General features: G+C 61.0%; 19 protein-coding genes. 6 read left to right on the top strand and 13 right to left on the bottom strand.

Annotation, left to right across the window (positions count from 1 at the left end; translation table 11 throughout):
- Positions 1–7: 7 nt before the first annotated feature.
- The 3 genes from QDT79_RS08235 (at position 8) to mutS (ending at position 4,865) form a co-directional block, all read left to right on the top strand.
- The gene (locus QDT79_RS08235) at positions 8–979 is read left to right on the top strand and encodes an aldo/keto reductase (protein ID WP_308316382.1); all 972 of its coding nucleotides are present in this window, start codon (positions 8–10) and stop codon (positions 977–979) included.
- 29 nt (positions 980–1,008) lie between these two features.
- On the top strand, positions 1,009–2,001 hold the full coding sequence (locus tag QDT79_RS08230; protein ID WP_308316381.1) for an NHL repeat-containing protein: 993 nt from the start codon (positions 1,009–1,011) through the stop codon (positions 1,999–2,001).
- Between the two features lie 308 nt (positions 2,002–2,309).
- Positions 2,310–4,865 (top strand): DNA mismatch repair protein MutS, encoded by a 2,556-nt coding sequence (mutS, locus tag QDT79_RS08225; RefSeq protein ID WP_308316380.1) that lies wholly within the window; start codon positions 2,310–2,312, stop codon positions 4,863–4,865.
- A 79-nt stretch (positions 4,866–4,944) separates the two neighbouring features.
- On the opposite strand, the gene rpoS is transcribed toward mutS, so the two are convergent.
- From rpoS to ftsB, 8 genes are all read right to left on the bottom strand, one after another.
- On the bottom strand, positions 4,945–5,943 hold the full coding sequence (gene rpoS / locus QDT79_RS08220; RefSeq protein WP_004932578.1) for an RNA polymerase sigma factor RpoS: 999 nt from the start codon (positions 5,941–5,943) through the stop codon (positions 4,945–4,947).
- A 54-nt stretch (positions 5,944–5,997) separates the two neighbouring features.
- Positions 5,998–6,996: a murein hydrolase activator NlpD gene (nlpD, locus tag QDT79_RS08215; protein WP_063991367.1), complete on the bottom strand. Its 999-nt coding sequence runs from the start codon at positions 6,994–6,996 to the stop codon at positions 5,998–6,000.
- A gap of 325 nt (positions 6,997–7,321) precedes the next feature.
- On the bottom strand, positions 7,322–7,948 hold the full coding sequence (locus QDT79_RS08210) for a protein-L-isoaspartate(D-aspartate) O-methyltransferase (protein ID WP_004932585.1): 627 nt from the start codon (positions 7,946–7,948) through the stop codon (positions 7,322–7,324).
- Positions 7,942–8,703 carry a 5'/3'-nucleotidase SurE gene (gene surE, locus QDT79_RS08205; protein ID WP_063991368.1) on the bottom strand — a complete coding sequence of 254 codons (762 nt, stop codon included), beginning with the start codon at positions 8,701–8,703 and terminating at the stop codon, positions 7,942–7,944. Before surE ends, QDT79_RS08210 begins: the two co-directional genes overlap by 7 nt.
- Positions 8,684–9,730, bottom strand: coding sequence for a tRNA pseudouridine(13) synthase TruD (gene truD / locus QDT79_RS08200; protein ID WP_308316379.1), 1,047 nt, complete (start codon positions 9,728–9,730; stop codon positions 8,684–8,686). Before truD ends, surE begins: the two co-directional genes overlap by 20 nt.
- Positions 9,731–9,734: 4 nt before the next feature.
- Positions 9,735–10,208, bottom strand: coding sequence for a 2-C-methyl-D-erythritol 2,4-cyclodiphosphate synthase (gene ispF / locus QDT79_RS08195; RefSeq protein WP_004932594.1), 474 nt, complete (start codon positions 10,206–10,208; stop codon positions 9,735–9,737).
- A gap of 10 nt (positions 10,209–10,218) precedes the next feature.
- Positions 10,219–10,926 carry a 2-C-methyl-D-erythritol 4-phosphate cytidylyltransferase gene (gene ispD, locus QDT79_RS08190; RefSeq protein ID WP_130018508.1) on the bottom strand — a complete coding sequence of 236 codons (708 nt, stop codon included), beginning with the start codon at positions 10,924–10,926 and terminating at the stop codon, positions 10,219–10,221.
- A gap of 3 nt (positions 10,927–10,929) precedes the next feature.
- The gene (gene ftsB, locus QDT79_RS08185) at positions 10,930–11,250 is read right to left on the bottom strand and encodes a cell division protein FtsB (protein WP_021505314.1); all 321 of its coding nucleotides are present in this window, start codon (positions 11,248–11,250) and stop codon (positions 10,930–10,932) included.
- A 403-nt stretch (positions 11,251–11,653) separates the two neighbouring features.
- On the opposite strand from ftsB, the gene QDT79_RS08180 reads away from it, so the two are divergent.
- The 3 genes from QDT79_RS08180 (at position 11,654) to QDT79_RS08170 (ending at position 13,964) form a co-directional block, all read left to right on the top strand.
- On the top strand, positions 11,654–12,424 hold the full coding sequence (locus QDT79_RS08180; protein ID WP_308316378.1) for a basic amino acid ABC transporter substrate-binding protein: 771 nt from the start codon (positions 11,654–11,656) through the stop codon (positions 12,422–12,424).
- A 114-nt stretch (positions 12,425–12,538) separates the two neighbouring features.
- On the top strand, positions 12,539–13,258 hold the full coding sequence (locus QDT79_RS08175) for an amino acid ABC transporter permease (protein WP_042706788.1): 720 nt from the start codon (positions 12,539–12,541) through the stop codon (positions 13,256–13,258).
- A complete protein-coding gene (locus QDT79_RS08170; protein WP_060445929.1) occupies positions 13,242–13,964 on the top strand; it encodes an amino acid ABC transporter ATP-binding protein in 723 nt (240 codons plus the stop codon). The genes QDT79_RS08175 and QDT79_RS08170 overlap by 17 nt, the downstream gene beginning before the upstream one ends.
- Positions 13,965–14,016: 52 nt before the next feature.
- Here QDT79_RS08170 and QDT79_RS08165 read toward each other — a convergent pair whose 3' ends face one another.
- The 5 genes from QDT79_RS08165 to cysG form a co-directional block, all read right to left on the bottom strand.
- Complete coding sequence (locus tag QDT79_RS08165; RefSeq protein WP_063991373.1) at positions 14,017–14,343, bottom strand: DUF3561 family protein; 327 nt, start codon at positions 14,341–14,343, stop codon at positions 14,017–14,019.
- Positions 14,344–14,427: 84 nt separating this feature from the next.
- On the bottom strand, positions 14,428–15,117 hold the full coding sequence (cysC, locus tag QDT79_RS08160) for an adenylyl-sulfate kinase (RefSeq protein ID WP_080473437.1): 690 nt from the start codon (positions 15,115–15,117) through the stop codon (positions 14,428–14,430).
- A complete protein-coding gene (gene cysN / locus QDT79_RS08155; protein WP_107226776.1) occupies positions 15,056–16,483 on the bottom strand; it encodes a sulfate adenylyltransferase subunit CysN in 1,428 nt (475 codons plus the stop codon). The genes cysC and cysN overlap by 62 nt, the downstream gene beginning before the upstream one ends.
- Positions 16,484–16,494: 11 nt before the next feature.
- Positions 16,495–17,403 (bottom strand): sulfate adenylyltransferase subunit CysD, encoded by a 909-nt coding sequence (cysD, locus tag QDT79_RS08150; RefSeq protein ID WP_063991376.1) that lies wholly within the window; start codon positions 17,401–17,403, stop codon positions 16,495–16,497.
- 22 nt (positions 17,404–17,425) lie between these two features.
- Entirely contained in the window at positions 17,426–18,856 is a 1,431-nt protein-coding gene (gene cysG, locus QDT79_RS08145; protein WP_308316377.1) for a siroheme synthase CysG, read from the bottom strand.
- Positions 18,857–18,929 lie beyond the last annotated feature (73 nt).

The raw sequence follows: 18,929 nt of genomic DNA, 5'->3' as shown, positions 1-18,929 counted from the left end.
CGACACCATGAACTACGTTCGGCTTGGCGGCAGCGGCCTGCAGGTATCTCGCCTCTGCCTGGGCTGTATGACCTACGGCGATCCGGCCTGGCGGCCCTGGGTACTGAAAGAGGATGAAGCGCGCCCCTTTATCCGCGAGGCGCTGGAGGCGGGCATCAATTTTTTCGATACCGCCAACATTTACTCCGGCGGAGAAAGCGAGCGCATTCTCGGCCGTGCGCTGAAAGCGTTCGCCCGCCGTGAAGACGTGGTGATCGCCACCAAAGCCTACTTTCCGATGGATGCGCAACCGAACAGCCGCGGGCTGTCGCGCAAACACCTGCTGCACAGCGTCGACGCCTCCTTGCAGCGGCTGGGAACGGATTACCTCGATCTGTTCGTGCTGCACCGCTTCGACACCGAAACGCCGATCGAAGAAACTGCCGACACCCTCGACGGCCTGGTGCGGGCGGGCAAGATCCGTTACCTCGGCGCGTCTTCACTGCACGCCTGGCGCCTGATGAAAATGCTGGCCTTTCAACGTCAGCACCGCCTGGCGCCGTTTATTTCGTTGCAAAGCCAATACAACCTGGTGACGCGTGAAGACGAAGAAGAATTGATCCCGCTGTGCCTGGAAGAAGGTCTTGGCCTGACGCCCTGGTCGCCGCTGGCCCGCGGCGTGCTGGCCGGCTCCGGCAGTGGCGGCACGCTGCGCGCCGCCACCGACGAACAGACGCCCCGTTGGTACGGCGGCAGAAACGAGGTAGAACGCACCGTCACCGCGGTAGCGGAGGTAGCGGCCGCGCGCGGCGTTCCACCGGCGCAGATTGCGCTGGCCTGGCTATTGGCCAAACCCGGCGTGGCGTCGCCGCTGGTGGGCATGTCCAAGCCACACCATCTGCAGGATGCGCTGGCGGCGCTCGACCTCAGGCTATCGTCAGAAGACGTGGCCGCGCTGGAGGCGCCAATGGCACACGCTGCCCGCCCCGAGCGCTGGTAGCCCCTTTTACCTCATTCCCGGAGAGAAACATGTCATACGCTGTTACCGCGCGAGCGGCGTTGTTCACCCTCGCTACCGCACTCACCCTTAACGCGCCGGCGCAGGCCACCGTCAGCGCAGACTGCACAGAAAGCAGCATGACGCTGCCGCCCGGCGCGCTTTACCCCAACGGCATCGCCCGTGCGGCGGACGGCACGCTGTATGTCGGGCTGATCACCAGCGGCAACGTGCTGCGCAAACGGCCGGGTCAGGCGTGGGAAACCTTCTTCCCCGGCGCTGACACGGTGTTCGCCTCAAACGCGCTGCGGCTGGACGAACGGCGCGGGTTGCTGTGGGGAAACTCGCCGGACTTCCTCTCCGGCGGCAAAACGCGCGCCAACCGCATTTATGCGCTGAACGTCGCGGATGGCACCCTCAACCGCAGCCTGGCACTGCCGACGGGGGAAATGGGCAACGATATCGTGCTCGGTGCAGACGGTACGGTGTACGTGACGGAAACCCGCGGCGGCGGCATCCTGCTCCTGCGGCCGGGCGAAGCGGCATTCAGTACGTTGTATCAGGATGCGCGGTTAGCGGCCCCCAGCGGGTTGGGCGCCGCCGGTATCGTACTGCTCGACAACCGGCAGATGGCTGTCGCCAATTTCGGCACCGGTAAGCTCTATACCCTCAGCTATAACGATCCAAAGCCGCAGCTGACGGAAATGCAGCTGCCGCGCCTGATTGAAAACCCGGACGGAATGGGATTGGCACCGGACGGCGCGCTGATCGTGCTGGAGAACGGAATCCAGAGCGGCCAAGGGCGGATCCTGCGGATCCCGTCCCCCAAGGCGGCAGGCTCGCACCGGATTGAGGTCTTGCGCGAAGGCATGGAATCACCGGTCAATCTGACTATCACACCACAAGGCTGTGCCTTCGTCAGCGAATCGCGCATCCGCCACCGCCTGCTGCCCGGCCATGAAACCGAAGTGCCCGACAGCTTCCGCCTTTATCAACTGCCCCTGCCTCTCACCGCCGCACAATAAATTCGCCGCCTTACTGCGGGCGGCGACTTGCGTTGTTGCCCGCAGGCAAACGACAATCTCGCTTCGTTGCAACCTCGCCTTGCGCAGCGCTTCCCATTTTTACCTGTGACAGCCGATTGCCCGCTGGGCTAGTATAAGCGTCTGTGCAAACCTCAGGTTTGAGCGCGCCGTCTGGCGTTTTGATGATTTGATTTGCGCCGCCCGCCAAGCGCTGAATGGGGCGGCGCCTGCTGAAACAATGTGATAGCGAATGACGACAATGAAAATCACAGTTCCCTTTACATTCAATGGATTGGAAAAATAATCGCATGAATAGCACCGATAAACTCGATTCGCATACGCCGATGATGCAGCAGTACCTGCGCCTCAAGGCCCAGCATCCTGAAATCCTGCTGTTCTACCGCATGGGCGACTTCTACGAGCTGTTTTACGACGACGCCAAGCGCGCTTCCCAACTGCTGGATATCTCGCTGACCAAACGCGGCGCCTCGGCGGGTGAACCGATCCCGATGGCCGGCGTGCCGCACCACGCAGTGGAGAACTACCTGGCCAAGCTGGTGCAGCTCGGCGAGTCCGTCGCCCTCTGCGAGCAGATCGGCGATCCGGCCACCAGCAAAGGGCCGGTCGAACGCAAAGTGGTGCGTATCGTCACTCCCGGCACCATCACCGACGAAGCGCTGCTGCAAGAGCGCCAAGATAACCTGCTGGCGGCAATCTGGCAGGACGCGCGCGGCTTCGGCTACGCCACCCTGGACGTCAGCTCCGGCCGCTTCCGCGTCGCCGAGCCGCAGGATCTGGAAACCATGGCCGCCGAGCTGCAGCGCACCAATCCAGCCGAGCTGCTCTACCCGGAAATCTTCGAACAAATGGCGCTGATCGAACAGCGCCACGGCCTGCGCCGCCGCCCGCTGTGGGAATTCGAGCTTGAGACCGCGCGTCAGCAGCTCAACCTGCAATTCGGTACCCGCGACTTGACCGGTTTCGGCGTCGAACAGGCGCACCAGGCACTGCGCGCCGCCGGCTGCCTGCTGCAGTACGTCAAAGATACCCAGCGCACTTCGCTGCCGCACATTCGCGGCATCACCATGGAGCGCCAGCAGGACGGTATCATCATGGACGCCGCGACCCGCCGCAATCTGGAGCTGACGCAGAGCCTGTCCGGCGGCAGCGACAACACGCTGGCGGCGATCCTCGATCGCACGGTCACGCCGATGGGCAGCCGTATGCTGAAACGCTGGCTGCACATGCCGACCCGCGATATCAAGGTTCTCACCGCCCGCCAACAGGCGATCGGCGCATTGCAGGACCTGTTCACCGATCTGCAGCCTTCGCTGCGTCAGGTGGGCGATCAGGAGCGAATTTTGGCGCGTTTGGCGCTGCGCACCGCCCGGCCGCGCGATCTGGCGCGCATGCGCCATGCTTTCCAGCAACTGCCGGACATCCGCGCGCTGCTGCAAGATGTGGATACCCCACACGTGCAGCAACTGTTGTCGCAGGTGGGCCAGTTCGACGATCTGCGTGAGCTGCTGGAACGCGCGGTCATTGAGTCGCCGCCGGTGCTGGTACGCGACGGCGGCGTGATCGCCCCCGGTTACAACAGCGAACTGGACGAGTGGCGCGCACTGGCCGATGGCGCCAGCGATTATCTCGATCGGCTGGAGATCCGCGAGCGTGAAAAACTGGGGCTGGATACGCTCAAGGTCGGTTTTAACGGCGTACACGGCTACTACATTCAGGTCAGCCGTGGCCAAAGCCACCTGGTGCCGATCCACTATGTGCGCCGTCAGACGCTGAAAAACGCCGAGCGCTATATCATCCCGGAATTGAAAGAGTACGAAGACAAAGTGCTCACCTCCAAGGGCAAGGCGCTGGCGATCGAGAAAAGCCTGTACGACGAGCTGTTTGATCTGCTGCTGCCGCACCTGGCGGAGCTGCAGCAAAGCGCCGCCGCACTGGCCGAGCTGGACGTGCTGGCCAACCTGGCCGAGCGCGCCGATACCCTAAACTACGCTTGCCCGACCATGAGCGAGCAGCCGGGGATCCGCATTACCGAAGGCCGCCACCCGGTGGTTGAGCAGGTGCTGAGCGAGCCGTTTATCTCCAACCCGCTCACCCTGTCGCCACAGCGCCGCATGCTGATCATCACCGGCCCGAACATGGGGGGTAAAAGTACCTATATGCGGCAAACGGCGCTGATCGTGCTGATGGCACACATCGGCAGCTACGTGCCGGCCACCAAGGCCACCATCGGCCCGGTGGATCGCATCTTCACCCGCGTCGGCGCGGCGGACGATCTGGCTTCCGGCCGCTCCACCTTCATGGTGGAAATGACCGAAACCGCCAACATCCTGCACAACGCCACCGAGCACAGCCTGGTGTTGATGGATGAAATCGGCCGCGGCACCTCCACCTACGACGGCCTGTCGCTGGCTTGGGCCTGCGCCGAAAACCTGGCCAACCGCATCAAGGCGATGACGCTGTTCGCCACCCACTACTTCGAGCTGACGACCTTGCCGGAGAAAATGGAAGGCGTGGTCAACGTGCATCTGGACGCGCTCGAACATGGTGATACCATCGCCTTCATGCACAGCGTACAGGACGGTGCCGCCAGCAAAAGCTATGGCCTGGCGGTCGCCGCGCTGGCCGGCGTGCCGCGCGACGTCATCAAGCGCGCACGTCAGAAGCTGCGCGAGCTGGAGTCAATCTCCAGCCACACCGCCTCGGGCAGCGTCGATGCTACCCAGATGACGCTGCTGCAGGAAGAAACCTCGCCGGCGGTAGAAGCCCTGGAGGGGCTTGATCCGGATTCCCTGTCGCCACGCCAGGCGCTGGAATGGATCTACCGGCTGAAAAATATGGTGTAACCTGGCGCCAAACGCGGGCATAAAAAAACGGTGAGCATCATGCTCACCGTTTTTATTTGATGCGGTTCAACAACCGGCGTTATTCGCGGAACAGCGCCTCAATGCTCAGGCCCTGCATCTGCAGAATCTCACGCAGACGGCGCAGACCTTCAACCTGAATCTGACGGACGCGCTCGCGCGTCAGGCCAATCTCCCGGCCTACGTCTTCCAGCGTCGCCGCTTCATAGCCCAGTAGGCCGAAACGACGCGCCAACACTTCACGCTGTTTGGCGTTCAGTTCGAACAGCCATTTGACGATGCTTTGCTTCATATCGTCGTCTTGCGTGGTGTCTTCAGGCCCGTTGTCCTTTTCGTCGGCCAGAATGTCCAGCAGCGCTTTCTCAGAATCCCCGCCCAGCGGCGTATCCACCGAGGTGATGCGCTCATTCAGGCGCAGCATGCGGCTGACGTCATCCACCGGCTTGTCGAGTTGCTCGGCAATTTCTTCAGCGCTCGGTTCATGATCCAGCTTGTGGGAAAGCTCGCGCGCGGTGCGCAGATAGACATTCAGTTCTTTGACGATATGGATAGGCAAACGAATGGTACGGGTTTGGTTCATGATCGCCCGTTCAATCGTCTGACGGATCCACCAGGTTGCGTAAGTGGAGAAGCGGAAACCGCGTTCCGGGTCGAATTTTTCCACTGCGCGAATCAGACCGAGGTTACCCTCTTCGATCAAATCCAGCAGCGCCAGACCGCGGTTGCTGTAGCGGCGGGCGATTTTCACCACCAGCCGCAGGTTGCTTTCAATCATGCGGCGGCGGGACGGCACGTCACCGCGCAGAGCACGCCGCGCAAAATAGACTTCTTCCTCTGCGGTCAGCAGAGGTGAATAACCGATCTCACCCAGATAGAGCTGCGTCGCATCCAATACGCGTTGCGTAACGCCTTGAGACAACAGCTCTTCTTCCGCTAAATCGTTCTCGCTGGTCTCTTCTTCTACCAGCGCTTTTTCATCAAACGACTCGGCCTCAGCTCCATTCTCGTCGAAATCCGCATCATCATGTAACTCGTTAACTTTCAGCGTATTTTGGCTCATATGCTGCTCCTACCCGTGATACCGCGAGCAGAATCTCAGCGTATTCTGCCCAATCTATCGCTGCGGAAGATAACGCAGCGGGTTTACGGATTTCCCCTTGTAACGAATTTCAAAATGCAAACGTACTGAACTGGTACCGGTGCTACCCATGGTGGCTATTTTTTGACCCGCCTTCACTTCTTGTTGTTCCCGGACCAGCATTGTGTCGTTATGAGCGTAGGCGCTCAGGTAATCATCATTATGTTTGATGATGATTAGATTACCGTAACCCCGTAAAGCGTTGCCTGCATACACTACACGACCATCGGCGGTAGCGAAGATAGGCTGCCCACGGGAACCGGCGATATCGACACCCTTATTCCCACCTTCTGATGAGGAAAAGTTATCAATAACCTTACCGTCAGTCGGCCATCTCCAGGTACTAACCGGAGCGCTGTTGCTGACGGTGCTGCTCACTGGTGGAGCGGCTTCCGGCGCGGTAACAGGCGCAGTCGCGGTCCCAACCGCTGCGGCACCTGCTGCAGGTAACATCTTACCTACATTCTGTTTACCCGAGTTTTCAGAATACGCGTTAGTTGATTGAGAATCAACCGTTGCCGTCTGGATCTGGGAGCTGGAAGGTGGCTTCGGAACACCGCCTTTGGTCGCGTCTGTCGTCGCCAGCATGCCGCCGCCGCCGTTAGCAGAACCATTACCAAGCTGAATGGTTTGGCCAACATTCAGGCTGTATGGCTCGGGAATATTGTTGCGCTGCGCCAGGTCGCGGAAATCATTGCCGGTGATCCAGGCGATGTAAAACAGCGTGTCGCCGCGCTTGACCGTATAAGTTTCACCGCCGCTGTAACTCCCTTTAGGAATGGCGGTATAACTGCGATTATAGACAATGCGGCCCTCTGGGCTGGCCTGCTGCACTCCGCCATTATTATTGCCGGATGGAACGGCACCGCCGCCGCCCACGCTGCTGATAGGGGCCGACGTCGAGGCCGTATTCGTACAACCCGCCAACCACAAACTTACCATCGTACACACCGCAACCCGGCGTAACGTAATCATTGGGCTTCCCGTGCTCATGCTTCCCCCATGACAGCAATATCAGTGATATATCCAAAATACCCTTTACATCGTAGCCGAGCTTTTGCCACTTCCCAGTTTCTGCGATGTAAAGGCGCCGCCGGCCGATCCCTGAACGCCAGGTCATCTCCCGCCGGAGCATCAAAACGCGCGCCAATGCTAACCACATTGACGTCGCCGCACCATAAGACAACTACGTAGAAAGGCCAATTCTAGTGAAAATTAGCCTGATTGGAACGAGAAAACCTTATCCGGACGTGATGAAAGTGCAACAGATTTTGCCGACGGTCGAAAATTCAGACAATCGCTAGGCCAATTCGCCTTTCACCAGCGGAACAAAGCGCACCGCTTCGACCGCATCGACAACGAAATCGTTGCCATGACGCTGAATGCGTTTGAGGGTTTGGGCCTGCTCGCCCACCGGCAACACCAAAATACCGCCGTCGTCCAACTGCTCCACCAGCGCCTGCGGGATCTCCGGCGGTGCGGCGGTGACGATGATCGCATCGAACGGGCCGCGCGACGCCCAGCCCTGCCAGCCGTCGCCGTGGCGGGTAGAAACATTGTGGAGATCGAGCTGCTTCAGCCGGCGCTTGGCCTGCCACTGCAGCCCCTTGATGCGCTCGACGGAACAAACGTGTTGCACCAGATGCGCCAGGATAGCGGTTTGATAACCGGAACCGGTGCCGATCTCCAGCACCCTTGAGGTGGGCTTCAGGTTCAGCAGCTCGGTCATCCGCGCCACCATATAAGGCTGAGAAATGGTCTGACCGGAACCGATCGGCAATGCGGTGTTTTCGTAGGCTTTGTGATCCAGCGCTTCGTCGACAAAACGCTCGCGCGGCACCGCTTCGATCGCCCGCAGCAGCTTTTCGTCCCGGATCCCCTGCTGACGCAGCTGCGTCAGCAATGTTTGCATACGCTTGTTCACCATTCCCCGCTAACCTCTGCCTTGGTTAACCATGTTGTCACGACTTCCTGCGCCGCGTAGGCGGTCAAATCCACCTGCAGCGGCGTGATCGCCACATAGCCTTGTTCCACCGCCGCAAAGTCGGTATCCGGCCCGGCATCAAATTTATCACCAGGCGGCCCGATCCAGTAGAGATTTTGTCCGCGCGGATCCTGCTGGCAGAAAACCGTGTCGGCGGGATGGCGGCTGCCGCAGCGGGTAACGCGCAGGCCTTTGATCTCCGCCAGCGGCAGATCCGGTACGTTGATATTCAGGATTTTTCCGGTACGCAACGGTTCGCGCTGCAACGCGCGCAGGATACGGCAGGTAATGACGGCGGCGGTCGCATAGTGCTGGTGGCCGTTCAACGACACCGCCAACGCGGGCAGCCCCAGATGCCGCCCCTCCATCGCCGCCGCGACGGTGCCGGAATAGATGACGTCGTCGCCCAAATTCGGCCCGGCGTTGATGCCGGAGACCACAATATCCGGCGCCGGGCGCATCAAAGCGTTGACGCCAAGGTAGACACAGTCGGTCGGCGTCCCCTGCAGCACCGCAATATCGCCGTTGGCCAGCGTCTGCGTGCGCAGCGGCGACTCCAGCGTCAGGGCATTGGAAGAGCCGCTGCGATTACGATCCGGCGCCACGACCTGCACCTCGGCAAATTCCCGCAGCGCCGCCGCCAGCACCTGAATGCCCGGGGCGCTAACGCCGTCATCGTTACTCAGCAATATCCGCATTACTGTCATCCTGCTGCATGATCTCGCGAACCACGCTGGTGGCGAAGCTGCCTGCCGGCAGCCAGAAGCGCAGTTCCACGGTAACGTCATCCCACCAGTTCCACAGCATATTTTGCGGCTGCAACAGCAGGGCCCGACGAGCGGGTTCGACACGCTCGCGCTTTAAAAGCGTAAGCAATTCCGGCTGCTCCGCCAAGCATTGTTGTTCAAATGCCAACGCATCGCCGGCAGTACCCGGCCCGCCGTCGCCCGGCAACGTCGCGGTGACAACCAGCTCACCGGCATCCAGCCGCTGTTGCAGCGTCTCCAGCTCATCGGCCTTGGCGACGAACCAACTGCCGCGGCCGCTCAGCTGCAGGGCGTCCCCCTCCAGCACGGTGCGCTGCAGGCCTTCGGCCAGGCGCCGACCTGCTATCAGATTGAACAGCGCGCTGCGGCTGGCGGACAGGTAGAAACTGCGTTTGCTGCGCTCTTTGACGCGGATTTCGTCGTTCGCCCAGCGGCGCGCCATCACCAGGTTGTTGCCGCCGCGGCCGAAGCGTTGGCTGCCGAAATAGTTTGGCACGCCCTGCGCGGCGATGGCCTGCAGACGGCGTTCCACGTCCTGCCGGTCGGAAATCTGGCGCAGCACCAGCGTAAAGTGGTTGCCTTTCAGGTTGCCGATGCGCATTTTACGCAGGTGGCGGGCTGACGAGAGCACCTCGCAGCCTTCCAGCGCAAACTGGGAGAAATCCGGCGTGTCCTTGCCCGGCATGTGCAGGCAGAACCACTGTTCGGTCACCGCGTGGCGATCCTTCAAGCCAGCATAGCTGACGGAACGGGCATGAATACCGGCGAAACGCGCCAAATAGTCGGCCACGAACTGGGTATTGCAGCCGTTTTTACGGATGTTCACCAGCACGTGCTCGCCTTCGCCGTCCGGCGCAAAGCCCAGGTCTTCCACCACCACGAAATCTTCCGGATTGGCTTTCAACACCCCGGTGCTCTGCGGCCGGCCATGCAGCCAGGTCAGATTCGCCATATCCATGCAATTATTCCTTGATCAGCAAGGCGACCGCTTCGCAGGCGATGCCCTCGCCGCGCCCGGTGAAACCGAGCTGCTCGGTGGTGGTAGCCTTCACGTTGACGTCATCCATATGGCACTGCAGATCTTCCGCCAGGAAGACGCGCATCTGCGGGATGTGCGGCGCCATTTTCGGCGCCTGGGCGATGATGGTGATATCGAGGTTGCCGAGGCGATACCCTTTGGCGCGGATGCGTTTCCAGGCTTCGCGCAGCAGCTCGCGGCTGTCGGCGCCCTTGAAGGCCGGATCGGTATCGGGGAACAGCTTGCCGATATCACCCAGCGCCGCCGCGCCCAGCAAGGCGTCAGTCGCGGCGTGCAGCGCAACGTCACCGTCGGAGTGGGCCAACAAACCTTTGTCGTAAGGGATGCGAACACCGCCGATCACTAACGGGCCTTCGCCGCCGAATTTATGTACGTCAAAACCGTGACCGATACGCATGATGCGCTCCTTAATTGTCCAACTGAGTCAAATAGAACGCCGCCAGCGCCAAATCCTCCGGCCGCGTTACTTTAATGTTGTCCGCCCGGCCGGCGACCAGCAGCGGATGATAGCCGCAATGCTCCAGCGCCGAGGCTTCGTCGGTGACGTTCGCGCCTTCATCCAGCGCGCGCTGCAGGCACTGCTTGAGCAGCGGCAGCGGAAACAGCTGCGGCGTCAGCGCATGCCACAGATCCTGCCGTTCGACGGTGTGGGCGATGGTTTCGCGGCCGGGTTCGGCGCGTTTCATGGTGTCGCGCACCGGTGCGGCGAGAATGCCGCCGACCTTGCTGTGTGCGGTGATCGCCAGCAGGCGCTCGAGATCGTCGGCGTGCAGGCAGGGGCGCGCGGCGTCGTGCACCAGTACCCAGTCCGCATCGCCCGCCAGCTTCAGCCCGGCCATCACCGAATCGGCGCGCTGTTTGCCGCCCTCAGTGACGATCACCCGCGGATCCTGGGCGATCGGCAACTGTTCGAACTGGCGATCTTCGGGGCCGATCGCCACGATCACCCGCTCAATGCGCGGATGACGCAACAGGGCGTGGATGGCGTGCTCGACGATGCTGTGCCGGCCGATGGTTAAATATTGCTTCGGGCATTCCGCCTGCATGCGGCTGCCGATACCGGCAGCGGGCAGGACGGCAATCACCGAGGGAAAGGTGCCTGCGGAGTGATTCATGCGTTATTTTTGTGCGTTATTTTGCGAGGAAGACGCCGCGTTGCGTCTGGATTGGTCAGGAACCAGACGATAGAAAGTCTCACCGGGCTTGATCATGCCCAGCTCATTACGCGCTCGCTCTTCGATCGCTTCCTGACCGCCGTTCAAATCATCGATTTCGGCAAACAGCTGATCGTTACGCGCTTTCAACTTGGCGTTGCTGCCCTGCTGGACCGCAACGTCTTCATTGACTCGCACGTAATCGTGAATACCATTTTTGCCCAGCCACAGTGAATACTGTAACCAACCGAGCAATGCCAGCAATAGCAGCGTAAGTTTTCCCATCTCCGCCCCCTGAAAAACCGACCAATCATCCCACAACTTCTCGTTGGACTCCACACTGAGAGCGGCATTTCAACGCCAAATTCAGAATACGGATGAAGGATTCCCGAGTTTATCGACTAATTCCACGGCGAAAGCGGCAAAAAAAGCCCCTTTTGCCCGATGCGCGCGACGCGTTTTGCAATGAAGCATACCCTGCCCTTCACCCATTATGCAGCAAGAACCACTGCACAGCCGCCTCCTGACCCATCGCTTACGCCACAGCAACGAAAAAAGTGAATATTTAACACCATAGAAAGAATAATCCTTATACAGGGGTTGTACTTTCATTCATTGAAGCTTATTTTTATGCACTCATAGTGCATAAATAATTCCAATATATAACCTTTCATTATCGGGGATCGCGATGTTAAAACGTTTAGTTCTGATCGGCGCCTGCCTGGCCGCCACCTTCTCCACCGCCGCGTTGGCGGCTGAAACTACCTACGTCGTCGGCTCCGGCGGCACCTATCGGCCGTTCGAATTTGAAAACAGCCAAAAGCAGCTGGAAGGTTTCGACATCGACATCATCAAAGCGGTAGCCAAGGCCGAAGGTTTCCAAATCAAACTGATCAATACGCCGTGGGAGGGGATCTTCGCCACCTTGAATTCCGGCGATCGCGACATCATCATTTCCGGCATCACCATCACCGACAAACGCAAACAAATGGTTGATTTCTCGGCGCCATACTTCCCGGCCGAGCAGGCCATCGTGGTGCCGAAAGACTCGACGGTAGACTCCATCGCCGCGCTGAAAACGCTGAAGGTCGGCGTGGTGAACTCCAGCACCGGCGATATCGTGGTGTCCGACGTGCTGGGCAAAAACAGCACCGCCATCAAGCGCTTCGATAATACCCCGCTGATGCTGCAGGAGCTGTATGAAGACGGCATCGGCGCGGCGGTCGGCGACGTTGGCGTGGCCAAGTTCTATATCAAGACCCATCCGGAGAAAGCCTTCAAACTGGTGCCCGACGCCAAGTTTGAGCGCCAGTATTTCGGCATCGCGGTCGCCAAAGGCAACGACGAACTGCGTAACAAGATCAACGCCGGCCTGAAGAAGATCGTCGCCGACGGCACCTACGCCAAGATCTACCAAACCTGGTTCGACAGCAACGTGCCGACGCTGCCGGCGGAATAACACTCTGTCGCCGGCGCCCGCCAGGCCGTCGGCGCGCCCCCGTTTCAGCACACCAAGAAGGAATACCCTTTGAACTTCCGCTGGGAGATCATCCAGGAATACGCGCCGCTGTTTATGGAAGGCGCCTGGATGACCATCAAATGCACCATTATCTGCGTACTGCTGGGCACCACCTGGGGCTTGATCCTCGGGCTGGGGCGTTTGGCGCAGGCGCCGCACGGCATCTGGAAACCCATCCTGCATTACGGCGTTCAGTGGCCGGTGCGCATTTACATCAGCGCCTTTCGCGGCACGCCGCTGTTCGTGCAGATCATGGTGGTACACTTTGCATTGGTGCCGCTGTTCATCAACCCGCGCGACGGCCTGCTGGTCACCAGCGGCCTGATGAGCGTCGATTTCGCCCGTGCGCTGCGCGCCGATTACGGTGCCTTTCTTTCCTGCGTGGTGGCGATCACGCTCAACGCCGGCGCCTATGTGTCGGAGATCTTCCGCGCCGGGATCCAGTCGATTGACCGCGGCCAGATGGAGGCCTCGCGCTCGCTGGGCATGAGCTACGGCAAGACCATGCGCCAGGTGATCCTGCCGCAGGCCTTCCGCCGCATGCTGCCGCCGCTGGGCAACAATGCTATCGCCATCGTCAAGGATTCGTCGCTGGCCTCCGCCATCGGCCTGGCGGATCTGGCCTATGCCGCCCGTACCGTCTCCGGCGCCTACGCCACCTACTGGGAGCCCTATCTGACCATTTCGCTGGTCTATTGGGTCATCACCTTCCTGCTCTCACTGTTGGTGCAACACATGGAAAAGAGGTTCGGTAAAAGTGATTCGCGTACATAACCTGCAAAAACAGTTCGGCGAGAGCCACGTGCTGCGCGGCATTTCCTGCCGGATCGCCGCCAACGAAGTGGTATGCGTCATCGGCCCTTCCGGCTCGGGAAAAAGCACCTTCCTGCGCTGCATCAACGCGCTGGAGACGCTCTCCGGCGGCGAGATCGAGGTCAACGGCTTCGCCGTCCACGATCAGAAAACCGACCTGAACAAGATGCGTGAAAGCGTGGGGATGGTGTTCCAGCGCTTCAACCTGTTCCCGCACATGACGGTGTTGGAAAACATCATCATGGCGCCGGTGAGCGTGAAGAAGCAGCCGCGCGCCGAAGCCATCGCACAAGCCGAGCAGCTGCTGCACAAGGTCGGGCTGCTCGACAAGATAGACGCCTACCCCAACAGCCTGTCCGGCGGCCAGCAGCAGCGGGTGGCCATCGCCCGCGCGCTGGCGATGGAGCCGAAGATCATGCTGTTCGACGAACCGACCTCCGCGCTCGATCCGGAGCTGGTGGGCGAAGTGTTGGCGGTGATGAAATCGCTGGCCCACGAGGGCATGACCATGGTGGTAGTCACGCATGAGATGGGCTTTGCCCGCGAGGTGGCCGATCGGGTGCTGTTTATCGATCAGGGGATCATTCAGGAGGAAGGTGCGCCGCAGCAGATCTTCAGCCATCCGGCCAATCCGCGCACACAGGCGTTTCTGAGCAAAGTTTTGTAACCTTCGGCACCGCTTTGCAATCCTTCGGGCGCCGGCATCGGCGCCCGCTCTCTCACCACCCGGTCAAGAAGCTGAACACCAGCCAGAACAGGCACAGCACGATGGCGCCGGTCAGCAGCAGCGTCAGGATCAGACGGCCGCGCAACAGCGTGCTGAGGGTGATGCCGATCAGCACTGACAGCGGCATCAGCGCCAGGAAGAACGGCCAGGTATAGAGCAGGAAAAACAGCGTGTTGGAACCGTAAACCAGGAACGGCAACGCGAACGCCAGCCAGTAGAAAACAAAGCCGCTGACGCCGCCCAGGAAAGAATAAGAAGGCTCCTCTCTCTCCTGTTTTGACTGCTTGGAGTCGATCAAGATAGGCGTGACATTTTGCATAGTGATCCCTGGTTATTCGGCTCGCTCTGCGGCGGCTTAGAGTAAAAAGCGCATGGCGAAAAACGCCACACGCTTTTTTTGAATTCAGGGTTTGATAATAGCCTGACCACGCAACACGTCTAACAATTGCGCAATCAAATTTGTTACCAATTGTTGGCCATCGAGGTGGATTTCAGGCCGCTGCGGCGCCTCGTAAACCGCGTCGATGCCGGTGAAATTGCGCAGCTCGCCGGCGCGCGCTTTTTTATACAATCCCTTCGGATCGCGAGCCTCGCAGATCGCCAACGGCGTGTCGACGAACACCTCGATAAAGCGATCGTCGCCGAGCATCTCGCGCACCATCTGCCGCTCGGCGCGGTGCGGCGAAATGAACGCGGTCAGCACCACCAGCCCGGCGTCCACCATCAGTTTGGCCACTTCCCCCACCCGGCGGATGTTTTCGCGGCGATCTTCGTCGGAGAAGCCGAGATCGCGGCACAGGCCGTGGCGCACGTTATCGCCGTCCAGCAGATAGGTGCTGACGCCGAGCCCGTGCAGTGCCTGCTCCAGCGCGCCGGCGACGGTGGATTTGCCCGAGCCGGACAGCCCGGTAAACCACAGCACCACGCCGCGGTGGCCGTTGCGCGCTTCGCGATCCGCGCGCGTCACGGCGTGCGGATGCCAAACCACGTTCTCATCGTCCGGCCCGGTCGCCCTCAGTTCGGCGGCCACCTTATCGACCACCGAGCAGATCGCGTGCGCCCCAGTGCGGGAAGTGCTTGCGCACCAGCGCATTCAGCTCCAGCTCGAAGGCGCTGAACTCGCCGTGCGCCGCCGGGGTGGCCTGCAGCGTTTCGCGCACCAGACCGGCGCCTACCGTGACGTTGCTCATGCGATCGATGAAGATCAGCCCGCCGGTGTCGTGGTTGCTCTGGTAGCTGTCCAGCATCAGCGGTTCGTCGAACGTCAGCTCCACCAACCCGATGCCGTTAAGCGGCAGGGTGTCGGCCGGGTGTTGCGCCAGCGTATTGATCTCCACCTGATGACAAATGCTCTCCACGCGTGCGCGGGTCTTTTTACCGGCGATCTTGATGTCGTAACTCTGGCCCGGCACCAGCGGCTGCTCCGCCATCCATACCACGTCCACCAGCGCGCTCTGCGCCGCCTGCAGGCTTTCGCCGGCGTCGACCAGCAAATCGCCGCGGCTGATGTCCACCTCATCCTTCAGCACCAGCGTAATCGCCTCGCCCGGCACCGCCTCTTGCAGATCGCCGTCGAAGGTCACGATGCGCGCCACGCTGGATTCCACGCCGGAAGGCAGCACCTTGACCCGTTGCCCCACCCGCACCACGCCGGCCGACAGCGTGCCGGCATAGCCGCGAAAATCGAGGTTCGGGCGGTTGACGTACTGCACCGGGAAGCGCAGCGGCTGGTTTTCACGCTCGCTGACCACGTCCACGCTCTCCAGCACTTCCAGCAGCGTCGGGCCGCTGTACCACGGCATATGGGCGCTTTCGCTCGCCACGTTGTCGCCGTCCAGCGCCGACAGCGGCACGAATTTGATATCCAGATCGCCTGGCAGCTGCTGGGCAAAGGTCAGGTAATCCTGTTTGAACTGCTCGAACACCGCTTCCTGGTAGTCCACCAGATCCATTTTGTTCACCGCCACCACCAGATGGCGAATGCCCAGCAGGGTCGCGATAAAACTGTGGCGGCGGGTCTGATCCAGCACCCCTTTGCGCGCGTCGATCAACAGGATCGCCAGATCGCAGGTGGAGGCGCCGGTGGCCATGTTGCGGGTGTACTGCTCGTGTCCCGGGGTATCGGCGATGATAAATTTGCGTTTTTCGGTCGAGAAATAGCGATAGGCCACGTCGATAGTGATGCCCTGCTCGCGCTCGGCCTGCAGGCCGTCCACCAGCAGCGCCAGATCGAGCTTCTCGCCCTGGGTGCCGATGCGTTTGCTGTCGCTGTGCAGCGTCGACAGCTGATCCTCGTAGATCTGGCGGGTATCGTGCAGCAAGCGGCCGATCAGGGTGCTTTTGCCGTCATCGACGCTGCCGCAGGTCAGAAAGCGCAGCAGGCTCTTGTGCTGCTGCGCGTGCAGGTAAGATTCGACGCCGCCCTGGTCAGCGATTTGTTGTGCAATTGCGTTGTTCATCCGGCGGCTCCTTAGAAATACCCTTGACGCTTTTTCAGCTCCATCGAGCCGGACTGATCGCGGTCGATCATCCGCCCCTGGCGTTCGCTGGTGGTGGAGACCAGCATCTCTTCAATGATCTCCGGCAGGGTTTGCGCCTGCGAATCCACCGCGCCGGTCAGCGGCCAGCACCCCAGGGTGCGGAAACGCACCATGCGCTGGCTGATCACTTCACCCGGCTGCAGATCGATGCGATCGTCGTCCACCATCATCAGCATGCCGTCGCGCTCCACCACCGGGCGAGGTTTCGCCAGGTACAGCGGCACGATGTCGATCTTTTCCAGGAAGATGTACTGCCAGATATCCAGCTCGGTCCAGTTCGACAACGGGAAGACGCGGATGCTCTCCCCTTTGTTGATCTGGCCGTTGTAGTTGTGCCACAGCTCCGGCCGCTGGTTTTTCGGATCCCAGCGGTGGAAGCGATCGCGGAACGAATAGATGCGCTCTTTGGCGCGCGATTTCTCCTCGTCGCGCCGCGCACCGCCGAAGGCAGCGTCGAAACCGTACTTGTTCAACGCCTGCTTCAGGCCCTCGGTCTTCATGATGTCGGTATGCTTGGCGCTGCCGTGCACGAACGGGTTGATGCCCATCGCCACCCCTTCCGGGTTTTTATGCACCAGCAGCTCGAAGCCGTACTCCTTCGCGGTGCGATCGCGGAATTCGTACATTTCGCGGAACTTCCAGCCGGTATCGACGTGCAGCAGCGGGAACGGCAGCGTGCCGGGGAAGAACGCCTTGCGCGCCAGATGCAGCATCACGGAAGAGTCTTTACCGATGGAATACAGCATCACCGGGTTGGTGAATTCAGCGGCGACTTCACGGATGATATGGATACTCTCCGCCTCCAATTGCCGCAAATGAGTGAGTCGTTTTTCGTCCATAACAGGTCCTTAAAAGCCTTGCTTATGCCAAATTCACGACGGCCGGGCGCGCGGCCCCTTCCGTCTGCGATTGATGCCCGAACCAGGCGATTTGATGGTGCAGTTCCACCACTTCGCCAATCACCAGCAGCGCCGGCAGCGGCGCCCGGTGGGCCAGATGTTCCAGTTGATCCAACGTACCGATCTGCACCTGCTGATCGGCGCGCGTGCCGCGGCTGATCACCGCCACCGGCGTATCGGCAGCGCGGCCGTGGGCGATCAGGCGTTGGCTGATGTCCGCCGCCTTCATGGTGCCCATGTAGATAGCCAGCGTCTGCCGCGCCCGGGCCAGATCGGCCCAGTCCAGGCCATCGCCGTCGGGGCGGCAGTGGCCGGTGATAAAGGTCACGCTCTGCGCGTGATCGCGGTGCGTCAGCGGAATGCCGGCGTAGGCGGTCGCCCCCGCCGCGGCCGTGACGCCCGGCACCACCTGGAACGGAATGCCGGCGGCGGCGGCTACCTGCAGCTCTTCGCCGCCGCGGCCAAAGATGAACGGGTCGCCGCCCTTGAGGCGCACCACGCGTTTGCCCTGCTGCGCCAGCTCCACCAACAGCCGGTTGGTCTCTTCCTGGATCACCGAGTGCGCGCCGGCGCGCTTGCCCACGCAGATGCGCTCGGCGTCGCGGCGCACCAGATCGAGGATCTCGCCGCTGACCAGGTGGTCATACAGCACTACGTCCGCCTGCTGCATCACCTGCAGCCCGCGCAGGGTCAACAGCCCCACGTCGCCCGGCCCGGCGCCCACCAGGGCGATCTCGCCCTGCGCGCCTTCATCGCCTGCGGCGAAGCGGTGTAAATCCTGCTCCAGCTGCCGCTCCGCCTGCGCCGTTTGGCCGTTGGCCACCAGCGTGGCGAAACGGCCGCCGAAGGCTTTCTCCCAGAAACGGCGACGCTCGCCGATCGAGGCCAGCCGCTGTTTGACCTGGCCACGCCAGCGGCCCGCCACCTGCGCCATCTGCCCCAAACTGGCGGGCAGCAACGCCTCCAGCTTTTCGCGCAGCAACCGCGCCAGTACCGGCGCCTGGCCGCTGGACGATACGGCCACCACCAGCGGCGAGCGATCGATGATCGACGGGAAGATGAACGAGCAGCGCGGCTGGTCGTCCACCACGTTGGCCAACACCCGGCGTTTATCCGCTTCGGCGAACACCGCGGTGTTCAGCGCGTTGTCGTCCGTGGCGGCGATCGCCAGAAACACGTCGTCCAGCTGTTGCGGGTCAAAGGTTTTCCCCAGCCAGAGCAATTGCCCTCGCTGACGTTGTTGTTCCAGTTCCGGTGAGAGCGACTGCGCAACTATCCGTATTTCAGCCCCGGCGCGCTGAAGCAGATCGACTTTGCGCGCAGCCACGTCACCGCCGCCAACGACCAGCACCGGGCGTTGTTTCAGGTCGGCGAATATTGGTAGATAGTCCACAACAGCCTTTTCATATAACAGAAAGATAGTGTGACTATACGGGCTGAGATTTAGCCTCTGAAATGACGAAAAG

Source organism: Serratia marcescens (genome assembly GCF_029846115.1).
Lineage (GTDB): Bacteria > Pseudomonadota > Gammaproteobacteria > Enterobacterales > Enterobacteriaceae > Serratia > Serratia marcescens_L.
This window is presented reverse-complemented; position numbering and strand designations above follow the sequence as displayed.

Coding starts and splice junctions, on each gene's coding strand:
- QDT79_RS08235 (WP_308316382.1), top strand. CDS start 8: ATGAACTACGTTCGGCTTGGCGGCAGCGGCCTGCAGGTATCTCGCCTC.
- QDT79_RS08230 (WP_308316381.1), top strand. CDS start 1,009: ATGTCATACGCTGTTACCGCGCGAGCGGCGTTGTTCACCCTCGCTACC.
- mutS (WP_308316380.1), top strand. CDS start 2,310: ATGAATAGCACCGATAAACTCGATTCGCATACGCCGATGATGCAGCAG.
- rpoS (WP_004932578.1), bottom strand. CDS start 5,943: ATGAGCCAAAATACGCTGAAAGTTAACGAGTTACATGATGATGCGGAT.
- nlpD (WP_063991367.1), bottom strand. CDS start 6,996: ATGATTACGTTACGCCGGGTTGCGGTGTGTACGATGGTAAGTTTGTGG.
- QDT79_RS08210 (WP_004932585.1), bottom strand. CDS start 7,948: ATGGTGAACAAGCGTATGCAAACATTGCTGACGCAGCTGCGTCAGCAG.
- surE (WP_063991368.1), bottom strand. CDS start 8,703: ATGCGGATATTGCTGAGTAACGATGACGGCGTTAGCGCCCCGGGCATT.
- truD (WP_308316379.1), bottom strand. CDS start 9,730: ATGGATATGGCGAATCTGACCTGGCTGCATGGCCGGCCGCAGAGCACC.
- ispF (WP_004932594.1), bottom strand. CDS start 10,208: ATGCGTATCGGTCACGGTTTTGACGTACATAAATTCGGCGGCGAAGGC.
- ispD (WP_130018508.1), bottom strand. CDS start 10,926: ATGAATCACTCCGCAGGCACCTTTCCCTCGGTGATTGCCGTCCTGCCC.
- ftsB (WP_021505314.1), bottom strand. CDS start 11,250: ATGGGAAAACTTACGCTGCTATTGCTGGCATTGCTCGGTTGGTTACAG.
- QDT79_RS08180 (WP_308316378.1), top strand. CDS start 11,654: ATGTTAAAACGTTTAGTTCTGATCGGCGCCTGCCTGGCCGCCACCTTC.
- QDT79_RS08175 (WP_042706788.1), top strand. CDS start 12,539: ATGGAAGGCGCCTGGATGACCATCAAATGCACCATTATCTGCGTACTG.
- QDT79_RS08165 (WP_063991373.1), bottom strand. CDS start 14,343: ATGCAAAATGTCACGCCTATCTTGATCGACTCCAAGCAGTCAAAACAG.
- cysC (WP_080473437.1), bottom strand. CDS start 15,117: ATGCGCTGGTGCGCAAGCACTTCCCGCACTGGGGCGCACGCGATCTGC.
- cysN (WP_107226776.1), bottom strand. CDS start 16,483: ATGAACAACGCAATTGCACAACAAATCGCTGACCAGGGCGGCGTCGAA.
- cysD (WP_063991376.1), bottom strand. CDS start 17,403: ATGGACGAAAAACGACTCACTCATTTGCGGCAATTGGAGGCGGAGAGT.